General features: G+C 71.3%; 16 protein-coding genes. 8 read left to right on the top strand and 8 right to left on the bottom strand.

Going from position 1 to position 15,504, the window contains the following annotated elements:
* The first annotated feature begins 22 nt into the window (after positions 1-22).
* Both OOJ98_RS29315 and OOJ98_RS29310 read left to right on the top strand, forming a co-directional pair.
* On the top strand, positions 23-637 hold the full coding sequence (locus tag OOJ98_RS29315) for a helix-turn-helix transcriptional regulator (protein ID WP_267058068.1): 615 nt from the start codon (positions 23-25) through the stop codon (positions 635-637).
* Positions 638-754: 117 nt separating this feature from the next.
* A complete protein-coding gene (locus OOJ98_RS29310; RefSeq protein ID WP_267058067.1) occupies positions 755-1,663 on the top strand; it encodes a trans-aconitate 2-methyltransferase in 909 nt (302 codons plus the stop codon).
* A gap of 199 nt (positions 1,664-1,862) precedes the next feature.
* Here the strand turns inward: OOJ98_RS29310 and OOJ98_RS29305 are convergent, their stop codons facing one another.
* Positions 1,863-2,555: a nitroreductase gene (locus OOJ98_RS29305; RefSeq protein WP_267058066.1), complete on the bottom strand. Its 693-nt coding sequence runs from the start codon at positions 2,553-2,555 to the stop codon at positions 1,863-1,865.
* A gap of 114 nt (positions 2,556-2,669) precedes the next feature.
* Between OOJ98_RS29305 and OOJ98_RS29300 the strand changes: the two genes are divergently transcribed.
* Positions 2,670-3,293, top strand: a complete 624-nt coding sequence (locus OOJ98_RS29300) for a TetR/AcrR family transcriptional regulator (RefSeq protein ID WP_267058065.1) — start codon at positions 2,670-2,672, stop codon at positions 3,291-3,293.
* A gap of 46 nt (positions 3,294-3,339) precedes the next feature.
* Here the strand turns inward: OOJ98_RS29300 and OOJ98_RS29295 are convergent, their stop codons facing one another.
* From OOJ98_RS29295 to OOJ98_RS29275, 5 genes are read right to left on the bottom strand one after another with little or no spacing between them, the layout of a single operon-like run.
* Positions 3,340-4,140: a DUF1295 domain-containing protein gene (locus tag OOJ98_RS29295; protein WP_267058064.1), complete on the bottom strand. Its 801-nt coding sequence runs from the start codon at positions 4,138-4,140 to the stop codon at positions 3,340-3,342.
* Entirely contained in the window at positions 4,137-5,453 is a 1,317-nt protein-coding gene (locus tag OOJ98_RS29290) for a cyclopropane-fatty-acyl-phospholipid synthase family protein (protein ID WP_267058063.1), read from the bottom strand. Before OOJ98_RS29290 ends, OOJ98_RS29295 begins: the two co-directional genes overlap by 4 nt.
* Positions 5,450-6,736 carry a cyclopropane-fatty-acyl-phospholipid synthase family protein gene (locus tag OOJ98_RS29285; RefSeq protein WP_267058062.1) on the bottom strand — a complete coding sequence of 429 codons (1,287 nt, stop codon included), beginning with the start codon at positions 6,734-6,736 and terminating at the stop codon, positions 5,450-5,452. The genes OOJ98_RS29290 and OOJ98_RS29285 overlap by 4 nt, the downstream gene beginning before the upstream one ends.
* Positions 6,733-7,494, bottom strand: coding sequence for a DUF1365 domain-containing protein (locus OOJ98_RS29280; protein WP_267058061.1), 762 nt, complete (start codon positions 7,492-7,494; stop codon positions 6,733-6,735). The genes OOJ98_RS29285 and OOJ98_RS29280 overlap by 4 nt, the downstream gene beginning before the upstream one ends.
* Positions 7,491-8,735: an NAD(P)/FAD-dependent oxidoreductase gene (locus OOJ98_RS29275; protein WP_267058281.1), complete on the bottom strand. Its 1,245-nt coding sequence runs from the start codon at positions 8,733-8,735 to the stop codon at positions 7,491-7,493. Before OOJ98_RS29275 ends, OOJ98_RS29280 begins: the two co-directional genes overlap by 4 nt.
* 453 nt (positions 8,736-9,188) lie before the next feature.
* Here OOJ98_RS29275 and OOJ98_RS29270 point away from each other — a divergent pair, with 453 nt between their 5' ends.
* On the top strand, positions 9,189-9,848 hold the full coding sequence (locus OOJ98_RS29270; RefSeq protein WP_267058060.1) for an alpha/beta fold hydrolase: 660 nt from the start codon (positions 9,189-9,191) through the stop codon (positions 9,846-9,848).
* A gap of 76 nt (positions 9,849-9,924) precedes the next feature.
* On the opposite strand, the gene OOJ98_RS29265 is transcribed toward OOJ98_RS29270, so the two are convergent.
* Positions 9,925-10,473 carry a fasciclin domain-containing protein gene (locus OOJ98_RS29265; RefSeq protein ID WP_267058280.1) on the bottom strand — a complete coding sequence of 183 codons (549 nt, stop codon included), beginning with the start codon at positions 10,471-10,473 and terminating at the stop codon, positions 9,925-9,927.
* A gap of 363 nt (positions 10,474-10,836) precedes the next feature.
* Here OOJ98_RS29265 and OOJ98_RS29260 point away from each other — a divergent pair, with 363 nt between their 5' ends.
* Both OOJ98_RS29260 and OOJ98_RS29255 read left to right on the top strand, forming a co-directional pair.
* Positions 10,837-12,558 (top strand): cytochrome c biogenesis protein CcdA, encoded by a 1,722-nt coding sequence (locus OOJ98_RS29260; protein WP_267058059.1) that lies wholly within the window; start codon positions 10,837-10,839, stop codon positions 12,556-12,558.
* Positions 12,559-13,007: 449 nt separating this feature from the next.
* Entirely contained in the window at positions 13,008-13,283 is a 276-nt protein-coding gene (locus OOJ98_RS29255) for an SCO0607 family lipoprotein (protein ID WP_267058279.1), read from the top strand.
* Positions 13,284-13,513: 230 nt separating this feature from the next.
* Here the strand turns inward: OOJ98_RS29255 and OOJ98_RS29250 are convergent, their stop codons facing one another.
* Positions 13,514-13,957: a transglycosylase SLT domain-containing protein gene (locus OOJ98_RS29250; RefSeq protein WP_267058058.1), complete on the bottom strand. Its 444-nt coding sequence runs from the start codon at positions 13,955-13,957 to the stop codon at positions 13,514-13,516.
* A 598-nt stretch (positions 13,958-14,555) separates the two neighbouring features.
* On the opposite strand from OOJ98_RS29250, the gene OOJ98_RS29245 reads away from it, so the two are divergent.
* Both OOJ98_RS29245 and OOJ98_RS29240 read left to right on the top strand, forming a co-directional pair.
* On the top strand, positions 14,556-15,074 hold the full coding sequence (locus tag OOJ98_RS29245) for a cupin domain-containing protein (RefSeq protein WP_267058057.1): 519 nt from the start codon (positions 14,556-14,558) through the stop codon (positions 15,072-15,074).
* Entirely contained in the window at positions 15,071-15,469 is a 399-nt protein-coding gene (locus OOJ98_RS29240) for a VOC family protein (protein WP_267058056.1), read from the top strand. The genes OOJ98_RS29245 and OOJ98_RS29240 overlap by 4 nt, the downstream gene beginning before the upstream one ends.
* Positions 15,470-15,504 lie beyond the last annotated feature (35 nt).

Below are 15,504 nucleotides of genomic sequence, written 5' to 3'. Positions count from 1 at the left end.
TCCAGGACATACCATCTCGCCCATGACGCAAGACGACGGGCAGCTGGACAGTCTCGTACGCACACGGATCCGCGCTCTGCGCGTCGCACAGGGCTGGTCCCTGGAGGAACTGGCCACGCGGGCCAACCTCAGCCAGTCCTCGCTGAGCCGCATCGAGAACGGTCAGCGACGTCTCGCCCTGGACCAGCTGGTCACCCTCGCCCGCGCGCTCGACACCACGCTGGACCAGCTCGTGGAGAACGCCGCCGACAACGTCGTCATCAGCCCGATGATCGACGCCGCCCACGGCCTGATGCGCTGGCCCATGAAGGGCGAGCCCGGCATGAGCGTGATGCGTCAGCGGATGACCGACCCGCCGCCCGACAACCCCGCCCGCATGCGCGCCCACCCCGGCCGCGAGTGGCTCGTGGTGCTGTCCGGTACCGCCGTCCTCATGCTCGGCCACCGGCGCCTTCGCATCGAGACCAACCAGGCCGCGGAATTTCCCACGATGATGCCCCACGCCATCGGCGCCGATGGCGGGCCGTGCGAGATCATGGGCATCTTCGATCGCGACGCCCGCCGGGGCCACCAGAACGACGGCGGCGCCGTCGGCGGCGAAGCCGATTGCGGAGGCGTCGAGAGCCCCTTCGCATAGGCGCGCCGGGGCTCGGGGGTCCGGTGACCTTGCGTGCGGAGCAGCGCACGGCATGAGTTTCTTGCCTATCGCGCAAGCTGTCACGCGTTACACGCATGAGCTGGTTACGGTGGTGCCATGACCCAAGCGCACGAGCACACCCCCAGCCATGGCCAAGGCCCCGAGCACCCCGAGCACAGCCATGGCACGCACCCCGAGCACAGTCACGACGAGCACAGTGACGCCGGCCAGGCCGAGATCCTGGATCTGGATGCCGAGGTGCTTTCCGAACACATAGCCTCCATCACCGCCTGGCTGCCGCTGAAGGGCGAGCCGCACCAGATCGTGGACCTGGGCTGCGGCACCGGCGCGGGGACCTTCGCGCTCCTTGAGCGCTTCCCCGACGCACACGTCACGGCCGTCGACACCTCCGCGGAGCACCTCAGGCTCCTGCGCGAGAAGGCGTGCGCCCGCGATGTCGAGGGCCGTGTCCGGACCGTGCAGGCCGATCTCGACAGCGACCGCTGGCCGGACCTCGGAAGGCCGGATCTGGTGTGGGCCTCGGCCTCGATGCACCACATGGCCCACCCCGACCGCACGCTGGCCCGCGTCCGTGAACTGCTGGCCCCCGGGGGGCTGTTCGCCGTCGTCGAGCTCGCGGGCTTCCCCCGCTTCCTGCCCGCCGGCGCTCCGGCGAACCGGCCCGGCCTAGAAGAGCGCGCCCATGCCGCGACCGACGCCTTCCACGCCGAGCACGTTCCGCACCGCGGCGCCGACTGGGGCCCGATGCTGACGGCGGCCGGTTTCGCCGTCGAGGACGAGCGCACCATCTCCGTCGACATCGACGGTGCACGCAGCGACGCGATCGGACGCTACGCCCACGGCAGCATGCAGCGCATACGCGGCGTCGCCGCTCCCGCTCTCAGTGCCGAGGACCTGACCGCACTCGACGAACTCCTGGACACCGACAACCCGAACAGCCTTCTGCACCGCAAGGACCTCGCCGTACGCACCGAGCGCACCGTGTGGGCGGCCCGCCGCACCTGACCCCGACCGCACGGGACCGTTCGCCTCCTGCCTCGCGATACCGGCCCGGAAACCCGCAGGCCGCCGCCGACCTCCTTCGCCGCGGCCACGCCGCGCCCGAGCGTGCCCGCGGCCTGATCGGCTTCTTTCCACCCGGCGCACTTGCCCGACCCACCGAGGGCACCTGGGCTCCGTGAGGGCTTCCCGTGACACCCGCCGGCTAGGCGTGGAACGTCGTCGTCGCCGCAAGCTCCGCGCGTCCGGCGCTGACCCGGTTCACCGGTGCGGCGTCGTCGGCGTAGCCGAACGCGACCCCGACCAGCAATTTCCCCTCGCTGACGCCGAGTTCGCCGCGCACGGTGTCGGCGTAGAAGCTCAGCAGCCCCTGCGGACAGCTGTCCACGCCGTAGGCGGCCATCGCCAGCAGCAGAGTCTGCATATAGGCGCCGACGTCCGCGGCCGGCCGGGCGTCGGCGCGGCCCGAGGAGACGAAGAGGAACGCGACGTGCGGCGCCCCGTAGAACCCCAGGCTCTCGGCGTCGTAGGCGAGGCGTGCCGCGGTGTCGTCACGGCCGATTCCCAGCGCCCCGTAGAGCCGGGTGCCGAAGTCTGCACGCCGTTCCTGCTGTACGGGTGCGTACATGTCGTCGCGGTAGGGGAAGTCGGCGGAGGTACGACGTGCTGCGTGGGCCGCCCGCAGGGCGTCTGCCAGACGGTCGCGGCGCCCGCCGCTGACCACCTCCACCCGCCACGGCTGCGTGTTGGAGTTGGAGGGCGCGGCACCGGCCAGCGAGAAGATCGCGCGCATCGTCTCCGGGGCGACGGCGTCGGGCCGGAAAGCCCGCACGGCGCGGCGACCGCGGATCAACCGCTCCGCGTACCCACTCAGTTCGATGTGACCGGACCCGCCCATGGAGCACTCCTCGCCCTGCGCAACCTCATCGAGGTAAACGCCATCGTTTACTTGAACGGATGCGACTCTACCCACACACCTCATCGGAAGTAAACGCGGTCGTATACTTACCGCATGAGTGCGGCACACGAGACGGAAGTGCACGACCCCGCGCAGCCGGCGCGACGGCCGGGGCGGGGCGGGCGGGAGCGCATCCTGGCCGCCGCGACCGGGCTGTTCGCGGACCAGGGGATCACCGCCACCGGCATGGAGCAGATCGCGGAGGCGGCGCCGGTATCCAAGCGCACCCTCTACGCCCACTTCCGGACCAAGAGCGACCTCGTCATCGCCTACCTGCGGGCGCTCACCACGTCGGGGAACACCCTGGAGAGCGTGCTCACCCGTGCGGAGCTCGATCCTCGCGAGCGGATTCTCCGGCTGTTCGACCCACCCGCCGCCAAGGCGGCTCCGGTCCGGGGATGCCCGTTCATCGACGCCGCGGCGGAGTTCCCCGACCCCCAGGACCCGATCCACGCCTTCGCCCGCGAGCAGAAACTCCTGATGGCCCAGCTGGTCACCACGCTCCTGGCGGAGCTGGGATACGCCCAACCCGCCGCGTTGGCCGAGCAGTTGGTGACCCTTGCGGATGGCGCCGCCAGCCGCGCCATGGTGCTGAACGAGCCGGAGTACGGCCGGCACGCCCGCATCGCCGCGGAGACCCTCCTCGCCCACGCCGCCCCCCGGACGGACCGCCCGTAGCCGGGCGGGCCGGTCCGAGGAGCCGGCGCCCCCTCGTGGGCAGGCCTCAGCGCGGCGGCCACGGGAAGAAGGCGCTGGTGCGTGCCACGTACGCGTCCCAGCCGGGGCGGCCCGCCATGTGCCGCTCCAGCAGCCGCTTCCCGCTGCCGTTGATCAGGAGCACGCTCATCACCAGCGGTGAGACGACCGAGACCGCCGCGGGCCGCCACCCGCCGTCGCACGCGACGAGGAACAGTCCCCACCAGACGCAGAAGTCCCCGAAGTAGTTGGGGTGCCGCGTCAGACTCCACAGGCCCCGGTCCATGATGCGCCCACGGTTGGCCGGATCCGCCTTGAAGCGGGACAGCTGGGCGTCGCCGACCGACTCGAAGAAGAGCCCGACCGCCCAGAGTCCCGTGCCGGCCCACGCCGCCACGGACAGGGGCGCCGACGCGTACTGCGCCGCCTGCACGGGCAGGGACACCAGCCACACCAGGGCGCCCTGCAGCAGGTAGATCATGCGCAGGGCGTACAGGTTGCGGTTGCCCGGGGCGCGGGTCAGCATCGCCTCGTAGCGCGGGTCCTCGCCGTGGCCGCGGCCGCGTCGCGCGATGTGGACGGCCAGCCGCAGCCCCCACACGGCGGTGAGGCCGGTGACCAGCAGGCGCCTGCCCAGGTCGCCCTCTCCGGCGGACGCGGCGAGGACGACCACGGACACCGCGGCGAAGGCCGCGCCCCAGGCGGCGTCGACCACGCGGTGCACGCCTTTGGCGAGGGCGATCGCGAAGGTGACGAGCATGACGGCCGCGGCCGTCGCCGCGGCCCAGCGGAGCCCCACCGCGAAGGCGTCCCAGGCGAAGTGGTTCATCGCTCCTCCAGGTGCCGGTACCAGTCGGCGGTCTCCGTCCGGGTCAGGCCGCTGTCACCCGTCGCCCCGGGTCGTACGGCGAGGAACTGGTCCACGCCCATGCGCCGTTCCTCGAAGGCGATGGCCCCGCCGACCAGGTACAGCCGCCACACGCGGGCCGTCTCCTCGCCGACCAGCCGGACGAAGTCCGCCCAGCGTTCCTCCAGCGTGCGGTGCCAGGCGTCGATGGTGCGCACATAGTGTTCGCGCAGCGACTCCACGGACCGGACCTCAAGGCCGGCCGCCTCCAGCAGCCCGACGGTTTCGCCCATCGGCCGCATGTGCATGTCGGGGGCGATGTACGCCTCGATGAACGCGCCGCCGCCGGGTGCGGTCGCACCGCGGGACATCTGCTGGACCAGTACGCGCCCCCGCGGGCGGACCAGCCGGCACAGGGATGCGGCGAAGGCGGGGTACTCGTCGTCGCCGACGTGCTCGCCCATCTCGATGGTGGCCACGGCGTCGTAGACGCCGCCGGTGATGTCCCGGTAGTCCTGGCACAGAACCTCCACCCGGTCCTCGATGCCCCGTTCCCGCACCTGTTCCCGCACGTACGCGGCCTGCTCCTTGGCGAGGGTGACGGCGGTGACCCGCGCCTCGTGCCGCTCGGCGGCGTACAGGGTGAGCGAGCCCCAGCCGCAGCCGATGTCGAGCAGCCGTGCCCCGGGGATGAGGCCGAGCTTGCGGCAGACCAGCTCCAGTTTGGCCCGCTGGGCGTCGGCCGGGCCCACGGCGGGATCCTCCCCCGTCCAGTAGCCGCAGGAGTAGGCCATGGTGTCGTCGAGGAGGAGACGGTAGAAGTCGTTCGACAGGTCGTAGTGGTGGCTGATGGCCGCACGGTCCCGGGCCCTGCTGTGCAACCCGCCGCGCAGGCGTGCCTGGGTGGCCGGCGCGGCGGGGCGCGGGCCCACGGCGCCGAGCCGGACGGCTTCGACCAGTGCGCGCGTCCGGTCGGCCGCCGAGAGCCGGGGCGCGTGCAGACCCCGCGCGCGCACGGCGGACCACATCGCGCGCAGTCCCTCCGCCAGATCGCCTTCCACGTCCAGCTCGCCGGTGACATAGGCCTGGGCGAGGCCGAGTTCACCGGGCTGCCACAGCAGGCGGCGCAGCGCACGCCGGGAGCGTACGACGACCACGGGAGCGTCGGCGGCGCCGGTTTCGCTGCCGTCCCAGGCGCGGAGCGCCACCGGGAGCGGGCCGCCCAGCGCGTCTTCGGCGAGCGCCGCGAGTCGCTGAGCGGCACCGGAGCGGACCGGAGTTCGGACGGTGGTCATCGGGCCGATGCCTCCTTGGTGAACAGGTACTGATGGACGTCGAGGTATCCGGAGCGGAATCCGGCCTCGGAGTAGGCGAGGTAGAAGGTCCACAGACGGCGGAACGTCTCGTCGAAGCCGAGGGCGGCGGCCTCGTCGGCGCGTCCGGTGAAGCGCTCCCGCCACAGGCGCAGGGTCTCGGCGTAGTGCGCGCCGAAGCCGTCCCGGGCCGCCATCGAAAGACCCGTGTGCTCGCGGACGGCGTCCTCGATGGCGCGTGTGGAAGGGATCAGGCCACCGGGGAAGACGTACTTCTGGATCCAGGTGTGGGTGTGCCGACTGGCCAGCATCCGCTCGTGCGGCATGGTGATGGCCTGCAGGGCCACCCGGCCCCCCGGCGCCAGACGCTCGTCGAGGGTGCGGAAGTACACGGGCCAGAACTCCGCGCCCACGGCCTCGATCATCTCGACGCTGACCACCGCGTCGTAGGTGCCGTGCGCTTCGCGGTAGTCGCACAGGTCGACCGAGACGCGGTCGGCGTACCCGGCGCGGCGTACGCGCTCCAGGGCGAGTTCGCGCTGTTCCCGGGACAGGGTGAGTGAGGTGACCTGTGCGCCGCGGGCGGCGGCCCGCAGTGCCAGCTCGCCCCAGCCCGTTCCGATTTCCAGGAGGCGGGTGCCTTCCCGGACGTCGGCGAGGTCGAGCAGGCGGTCGATCTTGCGCTGCTGCGCGGTGGCCAGTTGTGATCCGTCCGCGGGAAAACCGCGGAAGACGGCCCCGGAGTAGGTGAGGGTCTCGTCCAGGAACAGGGCGAACAGGTCGTTGGACAGGTCGTAGTGACGGCTGATGTTGGTGCGCGACCCGTCCAGGGTGTTGCGCTGTGTGTGGGGCTGCCGCTGTGCCCACAGGCGACGCAGCCGCTGCAGGCGGGCCGGGATCAGATCGGACGCCTCTGCGGCGAGCACGGTGAGCGCGCCGACCAGATCGGGGGCCTCCCACTCGCCGGCCATGTACGACTCACCGAATCCGATGAGCCCGCGGGTGCCGATGCGGGCGTGGAACGCCTTGGGGTCGCGCACGTCCATCAGGGGACCGCCCCGGCCAAGGACGGTGCCGTCGGCGTGCCGCACCCGCAGCGGCAGCCGTCGCAGGGCGCGGGCCAGGATCGATGCGGTGACGGCCCGCACCGGCCAGGACGCCCTCGGGACCGCGGCCACATCGGGCCAGCGGCCGGTGTCCCCGGGGAAGGTTCGCCGGCCGCTCGTGCGGTGGCGGCCGGAGGGACGGGGTTCGACTTGGGTCATGACGCACTCTCCTGGGTACGGCGGCCCGGACGTGGCTGCACGGGCAGGCCCCGCAGGAACAGGCGGATGCCGTGGAAGCGGATGGCGGCCGACACCATCAGGGTCGACCAGGGGTGACGCAGGGACAGGCGCACCAGCACGGGGAGGGTCGCCGCGCGGCGCCTGCCGTGCACGGCGGCGGTGAAGGGCGGGCCGGCCGGCCGGTGCAGCCGCACCGACAGCTGCAGGCGCTCACCGGGCGGCGGGAGCCGCATCTCGTAGTGGCCGTCCACCGGGTGGAACGGTGACACGTAGAAGTCCTTGTCCACCGTCGCGGTGCCCGCCGCGTCGGTGTGCAGCAGGTAGGCGTGGCGCTCGCCGTAGGTGTTGTGCACCTCGGCCACCACACAGCGCAGGGCGTCGTCCGGGCCGTAACACCAGTACAGCGTCAGCGGGTTGAAGACGTAGCCGAGGACCCGGGCATTGCCGAGCATCAGCGCACGGCCGCCCCGCAGGTCGATGCCGTGTTCGGCGAGGAACCCGTCGAGCGCGGCCCGGAGCGAAGGGGCACGCCCCGTGAAGTGGTCGCGGGCGAGGAAGCGGGCGAGCGGACGGAGTGGGCGCGGCAGCACGGGCAGTCGGTCGAGGTCGACCAGCCACAGGTAGGTCCGGTGCCGCAGGGTGTAGCGCACGGGTGCGCGGCGTACGTGACTGACCGTGCACGGGTAGAGGGCGGGTGGCCCCGGCCGTGCCGGCTTCCGGCCGGACGCGGTGGTCACCACCTCACCCCCAGCGCCGCGGCGGCCTCGACGCCCGACCGGCAGCCGTCCTCGTGGAAGCCCCAGCCGTGGTAGGCGCCCGCGAACGCCGTGACGGACGTGTTCAGTTGGGGCAGTCGGCGCTGGGCGGCGACCGACTCGGGTGTGTACACGGGATGTTCGTAGGTCATGCGGGCGAGCACCTGGGCGGGGTCGATGCGGTCCTGCCCGCCGAGGGTGACGACGTACGTCTGCTCGGCGTCGATGCGCTGCAGCCGGTTCATGTCGTAGCTCACCCGCACCCGGTCGGCGCCGGCCGCGCAGTTCGGCATCAGGTAGTTCCAGGCGGCGCGGGCCCCGCTCGCGTGCGGCAGGAGGGAGGTGTCGGTGTGGAGCAGGGTGGTGTTCGGGGAGTACCGGAAGGCGCCGAGGACCTCCTTCTCGGCCGGGGTCGCGTCCGCGAGCAGCCGCAGGGTCTGATCGGGGTGCGCGGCCAGGACGACGTGGTCGTAGGAGGCGGTGCTCCCGTCCGCCGCCGTCACCTCCGCGTGGTCGGCGTGCCGGAGCACGGACCGTACGGGAGTGCCGGCGCGCACGTCGCCCAGGCCGGCGACGATCCGCTCGACGTACGTTCCCGAGCCGCCCGTCACGGTCCGCCACACCGGCGAGCCGCCCACCGACAGCAGTCCGTGGTGGGCGAGGAAACGGAACAGGTAGGCCGCCGGATATCGGAGGGCCGTCTCCGCGTCGCAGGACCACACGGCGGACACCACCGGTGTCATGAAGTGGGCCCGGAAGTACGGCGAGAAGCCCGACGCGTCGAGGAACTCGCCGAGCGTGCGCAGGTCGTCGTCGCTCCTGTCCTGCGCGAGCAGGCGGCGGGCCGCCCGGTGGAAGCGCGGCACCTCGGCGAGCATGCGCAGATACGGTCCACGGAGTGCGTTGCGCGGCTGGGCGAGCAGTCCGCGCGGGCCGCGGGAGCCGGCGTACTCCAGGCCGCATCCCTCACACCGTACGGACATGCTCATCTCCGACTCCTGCGTGGCGACGCCGAGTTCGCGCAGGAGTCGCAGCAGGTGCGGGTAGGTGCGCCGGTTGTGCACGATGAAGCCGGAGTCGACGCGGTGCGTGCGGCCGTCGGGCGCGGTCAGGTCGTGGGTGTGGGCGTGGCCGCCCAGGCGGCCGTCGGCTTCGTACAGGGTCACCTCATGGGCCCTGCCCAAGACGTACGCGGCGGTCAGCCCCGCGACCCCGCTGCCGATGACGGCGGTACGGCGCGGGTGCTCGGAGCCCGCCGCCCGGCGGTTCTCGCGGTCGGGCGGGCGGCCGGTGCCCGCGCGCGTGCCGCGCCCGCCCTCGCGCGCGGGGCGCGCCGGGGCGACCTGCCTCTCCGCGGGATCCGGCGGCTCCGGCTGTATCAGTCGCTGATCCTTCTCCTCATCCCTCACACAGACAGTTCGGTGCCGGCGCCGCCGCGGATTGGTGACTTCGCCGATCACTTGGCACAGCGCCCGCAGCCGTCCGGCCCGCGTGCGGCGACGCATCGTCAGGCAGGATCACGGACACTGGGGCACGGGCGCGGGCGTGGGCGCGCGGGCACGGGCGCACGCTTCTTCCGCGCGCCGGAGCAGACCAAGCCGCCGGCCCTGCGGCTCCGAATCCGGCGTATGGGGCCCGGGGCGCGCGGGCGCCCGCCCCGAAGACGGAGGTCATGCATGTCAGCAGGCACAACCGAGTGGTCGGCCGCGTCATCCCTGTGGGTCCGCCATCTGCCTCCTCAGGCGCGGGTCGCCGTCATCACTCTGCACGGAGGCCGCGCGGACAGCTATCAGGCATCGCGGCCCTGGCATCTGGCGGCCCTGCGCATGCGCCCCGTGCTGCGGGCCGCGGCCTCGGCCGTCCGTCTGGACGAGACCGTCCTCGGCCAGGTTCGGTACCGGCACAGGGGATGGAACCAGGAGGACCCGCTCCAGGACGCCTGTCACGCGCTGGGGGAACTCGGCGAACTGGCCGGGCCCGTTCCCGTCGTCCTCATCGGCCACTCCATGGGCGGCAGAGCGGCTCTGCGCGCGGCAGCCCATCCGAACGTCAGCGGGGTGGTGGCCCTGGCACCGTGGCTCCCGGCGGACGAGCCGACCGAGCACCTCCGGGGAAAACGGGCCGTTGTGCTGCACGGCGACCGCGACACGGTGACCAGTGCCGACGCGTCCGTCGACTACGTCCGCCGAGCACGGGCCGCGCAGGCCCGCGCGGACATCGTGCTGATCCGCGGGAGCGACCACGCCATGGTGCGCCACTCGGGCCTCTGGCACCGTACGATCGCCGACATCGTCGCGGACATGATCAGATCGGCCGACGACCCCGCCACCGGCTGACTGACGGCGGCCATGCGCGCGCCCACCCGCGGGACCGCGTGACGGTGGCGGATGGGCACGCTCGGCGAAGGGTCGGCTACTTCGCGGGACCCGCCATGTCGGGGGGCATGAGGACGCTGTCGATGATGTAGACGGTGGCGTTGGCGGTCGGCACATTGCCGCAGACCACGGTCGCGGTCTTGTTGACCTTGTACGCGGTGCCGGATCCGCTCGTGGTGAGCTTGCCCTTCTCCAGGGTGGTGAAGGAACCGTTGCCGAGCTGGCTCGGGGTGAGCTTCTGGCCGACCACGTGGTAGGTGAGGATCTTCGTCAGATCCGCCTTGTTGGCCAGAACCTTGTCGAGGGTGGCCTTGGGAACCTTCGCGAACGCCGCGTTGGTCGGCGCGAACACCGTGATGTTCTTGGCGCTGTTCAACGTGTCGACGAGGCCGGCCTTCTTGACCGCCGTCACTAGGGTGGACAGTGCGGGGTTGTTGGAGGCGGCCGTGGCGACCGGGTCCTTGGCCATGCCCGAGAAGCTGCCGGCGCCCTCCTTCGGAACGGACGAGCATCCGGATCCGAAGGGCTGCGCGGCCGAGTCCACGGCGTGGGCCGATGGGGCCAGGAGCGCCACCGAAAGCGGCAGTGTGAGCGCTGCGGCCCACACGCCGGCACGGAGTGTACGGGTGGAAGTCACTTGATTTCCCCTTCGTGGCTGGCAGGGACGGGAACCGTGCCCGTCCCTGGGGTCAGCCCCCTGTCGGGGCTCTGACGTGCTGCCGGAAAGCGTGGGGGACACACCCCGTAGGGGCACTCCTCATCCATGCGCCACGTGAGGGAAACCGGCGCGTTCTGCGCTCCCATTATCTCCCCCCGAAACCCCCTCCTGTCGACCGCGGGCCCCTGGGCCGCAGGCCGACGGCCCGGAGAGCAATCCCTGCGCGCCTTGGTGACGAACCACCAGGGACAGGAGGCCGCAGGCGCCTTCGTTCCCCGAGAGCGGGCTGTGATGCTGGTACTGATCCTGATCGGACTCCTGGGAGGGCTCATCACAGCGGTGTCGCCCTGCATCCTGCCGGTGCTGCCCGTCGTGTTCCTCGCGGGCGGGCCCGGAACGGACACCCGGGCTCGTCCCGCAAAGGACACCGGGAAGGCACGGCAGGCACGTAATCGCCGCCCCTACGCCGTCGTCGCCGGTCTGGTGCTCAGCTTCAGCTTCTTCACGCTGCTGGGTGTGACCCTGCTGTCGGCCCTCGGGCTGCCGCAGGACATCCTGCGCTACATCGGCCTGGCCCTGCTGGTGCTCATCGGGTTCGGGCTCGTCTTCCCGCCTGTCGAACGCCTCCTGGAGAAGCCGTTCGCCCGTCTCCCCCAGCGACAGGTCAACAAGGAAGGCAGCGCGTTCGTGCTCGGCCTCGGGCTGGGCCTGCTGTACGTGCCGTGTGCCGGTCCGGTGCTGGCGGCGATCACGGTGGCCGGGGCCCGCGGGCAGATCAGCGGTGAGATCGTGGCCCTGACGCTGTCGTTCGCCGTCGGAACGGCTGTTCCGCTGCTCGCCTTCGCTCTGGCGGGGCGCCGCGTGGCGGAGCGCGTCGCCGCGTTCCGCACCCGGGCCCGCAAGCTCCGCATCGGTGCCGGGGTGCTGATGGTCGCCCTCGCGTTCGCGCTGGCGTTCAACGTCACGGACGCCATCCAGCGTGCGCTGCCCGACTACACGTCCGCGGCGCAGAAGAAGATCGAGGACAGCGACGCGGCCCGCCAGCAGTTGTCCGGTCTGTACGACAACTCCAACAAGGAGCTGTCCCGCTGCGAGGACGGCGTCGACGAACTCCGCTCCTGCGGCAAGGCCCCCGCCATCGACGGCATCGCCAAGTGGCTCAACACCCCCGGCGGAGCGCCCGTCGACCTCGCGGCCCAGCACGGCAAGGTCGTACTGATCGACTTCTGGACCTACTCCTGCATCAACTGCCAGCGCAGTCTGCCGCACATCGAGGCGTGGAACGCCACGTACAAGGCGTACGGCCTCGAAGTGATCGGGGTCCACTCGCCGGAGTTCCCCTTCGAGAAGGACGCGGGCAATGTGGCCAGCCAGGCCAAGAAGCTGGGCGTGACCTATCCGGTGGCCCTGGACAACAAGCTGACCACCTGGGACAACTACCGCAACCGCTTCTGGCCCGCCAAGTACCTCATCGACTCCGACGGAACGGTCCGCTACTTCAAGTTCGGCGAGGGCCAGTACGACCAGACCGAGAACCTGATCCGTACGCTCCTGAAGAAGGCCGATCCCACGGTCCAGCTTCCGCCGAAGACCGGCCAGAAGGCCGACGTCCTGACCGCGGACCGCACTCCGGAGACGTATCTGAGCAACCTGCGCATCCGCGGTTACGTCGGAACCCCGCTCGTCGACGACAAGCCGACCGCCTACCACTTCCCGGCCGCCGTACCTCTCAACAGCCTCTCCCTGGACGGCACTTGGACCGCCGGGTACGACCACTTCACCGCAGGCGTGAACGCGCGGCTGGCCTTCACCTACCGGGCGAAGAACGTCAATCTGGTCCTCGGCGGGGACGGCCCCGTGACGGTCCTCGTCAACGGCAGGGTGACCAAGACGATCCAGGTGCACGGGACACCGTCCCTTTACGCACTCGTCAACGACGCCCACGCCGCCCAGGCGAAGCTCGAACTCCGCGTCGCTCCGGGAGTCCAGGGCTACGCCTTCACCTTCGGCTAGAGCGGGCCGCGGGCTCTTCTCCCCGCCTCGGGCACAGAGCCGCACACGCGGCTGAGGGCGGCCAAGGTCATGGCCGCCCTCAGTCATACGCGAATGGGCTGGGCCGCTGCCGGATACGGGCCCTCACTCCCCTACGCGGCAGCAGCACCGGCCTATGGGTGATTCGGAGCCCGGCGGCCGATGGACTGGTGCCGGACCGGACTTTCTTTGTCGATCAATCGTCATCCCACGCCGTAACGGGAGCGGAACCGCGACGGCGAGCGCGCGCCGCATCGGCGAAGCCACGTTCGCACCCGGCGAGCCCCGCTCTGGCGTCCTGCCGTGATCGGGTTGCCGCATTCTGGGCAGGGTCGGTACAAGCCACTACTCACCTGGAGGTCACCGTGCGCCAGTTCCCGCGTTCGACCCGCGCAGTCAAGGTTCCGTCCGGCGCCGGGCGCCTCGGGCGGCTGCCGGTCTGGGTGGCCGGCGCCTCGCTCGTGCTCCTGTCCCTCACTGGATGCTCGACGCAGGACGCGATCTGCGGCGGCGGCGAATACCCCGTCCTGAACGTGGGCTCGACGGGCAAGGCATGCGTGGACAAGCAGCAGGAGCCGCCCCAGGGCTACGTCCGCTATCCCAAGGACAAGGTGCCGGAGCACGTGGGAGACAAGTGGGACACGTACTGGGAGACGCACACGATCGACCGGAGCGGGAAGATCACCGAAGTGGCGCCCCACTCCTGAGCGGCACGACGCCTGGGACGCCGGCCCGTGCTCCATGTGAGACAGGACACGGGAACGCCCGGCGGGGGACCACTCGACGGCTGACGCCCGCCCGGACGCCCTCTCCCCCTTCGACGGCGGCTCCCCCGCCCGCCGGCGTCACCACCCCGGGCCGGCCGGGCACGCCGAGATGCCCGCCGCTTCAGCGACGGGCATCTCGGATTCGGCTGTCTGAGTCAGCTCGTGGCGGCTCAGTACCAGTGGTGGGCCTGCCAGAAGTTCCAGGCGCCGACCGGGCTGCCGTAACGGGAGTTCATGTAGTCCAGACCCCACTTGATCTGCGTGGCCGGGTTGGTCTTCCAGTCCGCGCCGGCGGACGCCATCTTCGACGCGGGCAGCGCCTGGACCAGGCCGTAAGCACCGGAGGAGGAGTTCGTGGCGGTGTGGCTCCAGCCACTCTCCTGGGAGACGATCTTGCTGAAGGCCGCGAACTGCGCCGGGTCCTTGATCATCTGCTGGGCGATCGCCTTGGCGTTGGCCGGGGCCGCCTGGGCGGGAACCGTGGCGAACAGCGAACCGGCGGCACCTACGGCGACGACGGCGCCCGCGAGGGCCTTCTTGGAGACGGCGATGCGGCGGATGACTGCGTTGGACACAAAGAGACCTTCCGAAGGGAACAGGGGCGGTCGCCGCATGCCGGGGCATGCCTGAGCCACTCACACGAGGGGGAGGGGTTCGTCTGCGGCGGGTGAAGCTCGGGTGAAGCACCCGTACCGCCTGGCGACTCATCCAGTTCTACCGACCACCGGACGGCCTGGCAACGCCCCCCTTCTACTAACGCACTTCGCAGCAAGGCGGTACGGCGCCTCACGCCCGACCCGGTCCGCGCAAGGCATGAGCGGGTGACCAGGCCCGGCCGAGACCCGGCGAGGGCCACTAGGCCCGCTCGTATGTGACCTAGGTCCTGTGGGCCGCCTCACGACATATGTGCCCGAATATGACGGATTGCTACTGTTCGTACCCATTAACGGGCAGGGCGGAGGGCCCGAAGACCTCCTCATTCGAAGGAAGACGAGCAAGGGGAGCGACCAATGCGAAGGCCCCCGCCCCCCTCCGTACGCCGGATGCGCCGGCGCCTCCGCGCTGCGGAGGTCTCGCCCCGTGCGTACCGCAGTACGTTCCAGGAGTACTGACCGAGCGGTCCGCAGGCGGCGTGGAACGAGGCAATTGGCCCAGGATTTCGAGGCATAAATGGCCTGGTGGGGTGGACGCTCAAGATCGTAAGGTCGAGCCATGACCACCCAGGAGACACCTTCGCCGGCCGCCGCCCCCTTCCCGCCGGTGCTGACCCGTCACGCAGAGGCCGAGACGTGTGCGGACCCCAGCAGCGTGATGCGCCTGTTCGCCGACTCGGATGACACGGCCGACGGATTCACCAGCTACCGTTCGTCGTTCGCCAAGGGAGCCGTGGGCGCGCCCGCGCACTTCCACACCAAGGCGACGGAGCTGTTCTTCGTGATCAGCGGGTCGCTGCAGGTGCTGCTCGGCGAGGAGGTCACCGTCCTGGAGTCGGGCGACTTCCTGGCCGTGCCGCCGCACACCCCGCACGCTTTCGCCGCGGCCCCCGGCTGCGAGGCGGACGTGCTGTTCGTGTTCACGCCGGGCATGGGCCGCTTCGACTACCTGCGCCTGCTCGGCCGGGTCATGCGCGGCGAGGCCGACCCGAGCGAGATCGCCGAGTCGGCACAGCGCTACGACAACCACTACGTGGACAGCCCCGCATGGCGCGCCGCCCTGGAGGCCTCGGCATGATCGACTCCGCAACCCATGTGCGGGTCGCCCGCCCCTCGCGGGACCTCGCCGCCGCCGAACGCTTCTACGTGGACGGCCTGGGCCTCGACGTCCTGTGGCGCACCACCGAGCGCGTTCCGGGCGAGCACGACCTCGTCATGGTCGGGCCGCCCGGTGGCCGCTGGCACTTCGAGCTGACGAACGACCCGGAGCACCCGCTCGAACCGACCCCGACCGTCGACGACCTGTTCGTGGTCTACCTCGGCGCGCCCGTCGACGACCAGCAGGTCGAGCGGCTGATCGCGTGCGGCGGGACCCGCGTCACCGCGCACAACCCGTACTGGGACGAACACGGCGTGACGGTCGCGGACCCGGACGGCTACCGCCTCGTGCTGTGCAGCCGCACCTGGAGCTGAACCGAGCCAGCGCCCGCCACCTCGTACGCCGGGCG

Source organism: Streptomyces sp. NBC_00083 (genome assembly GCF_026343295.1).
GTDB lineage: Bacteria > Actinomycetota > Actinomycetes > Streptomycetales > Streptomycetaceae > Streptomyces.
This window is presented reverse-complemented; position numbering and strand designations above follow the sequence as displayed.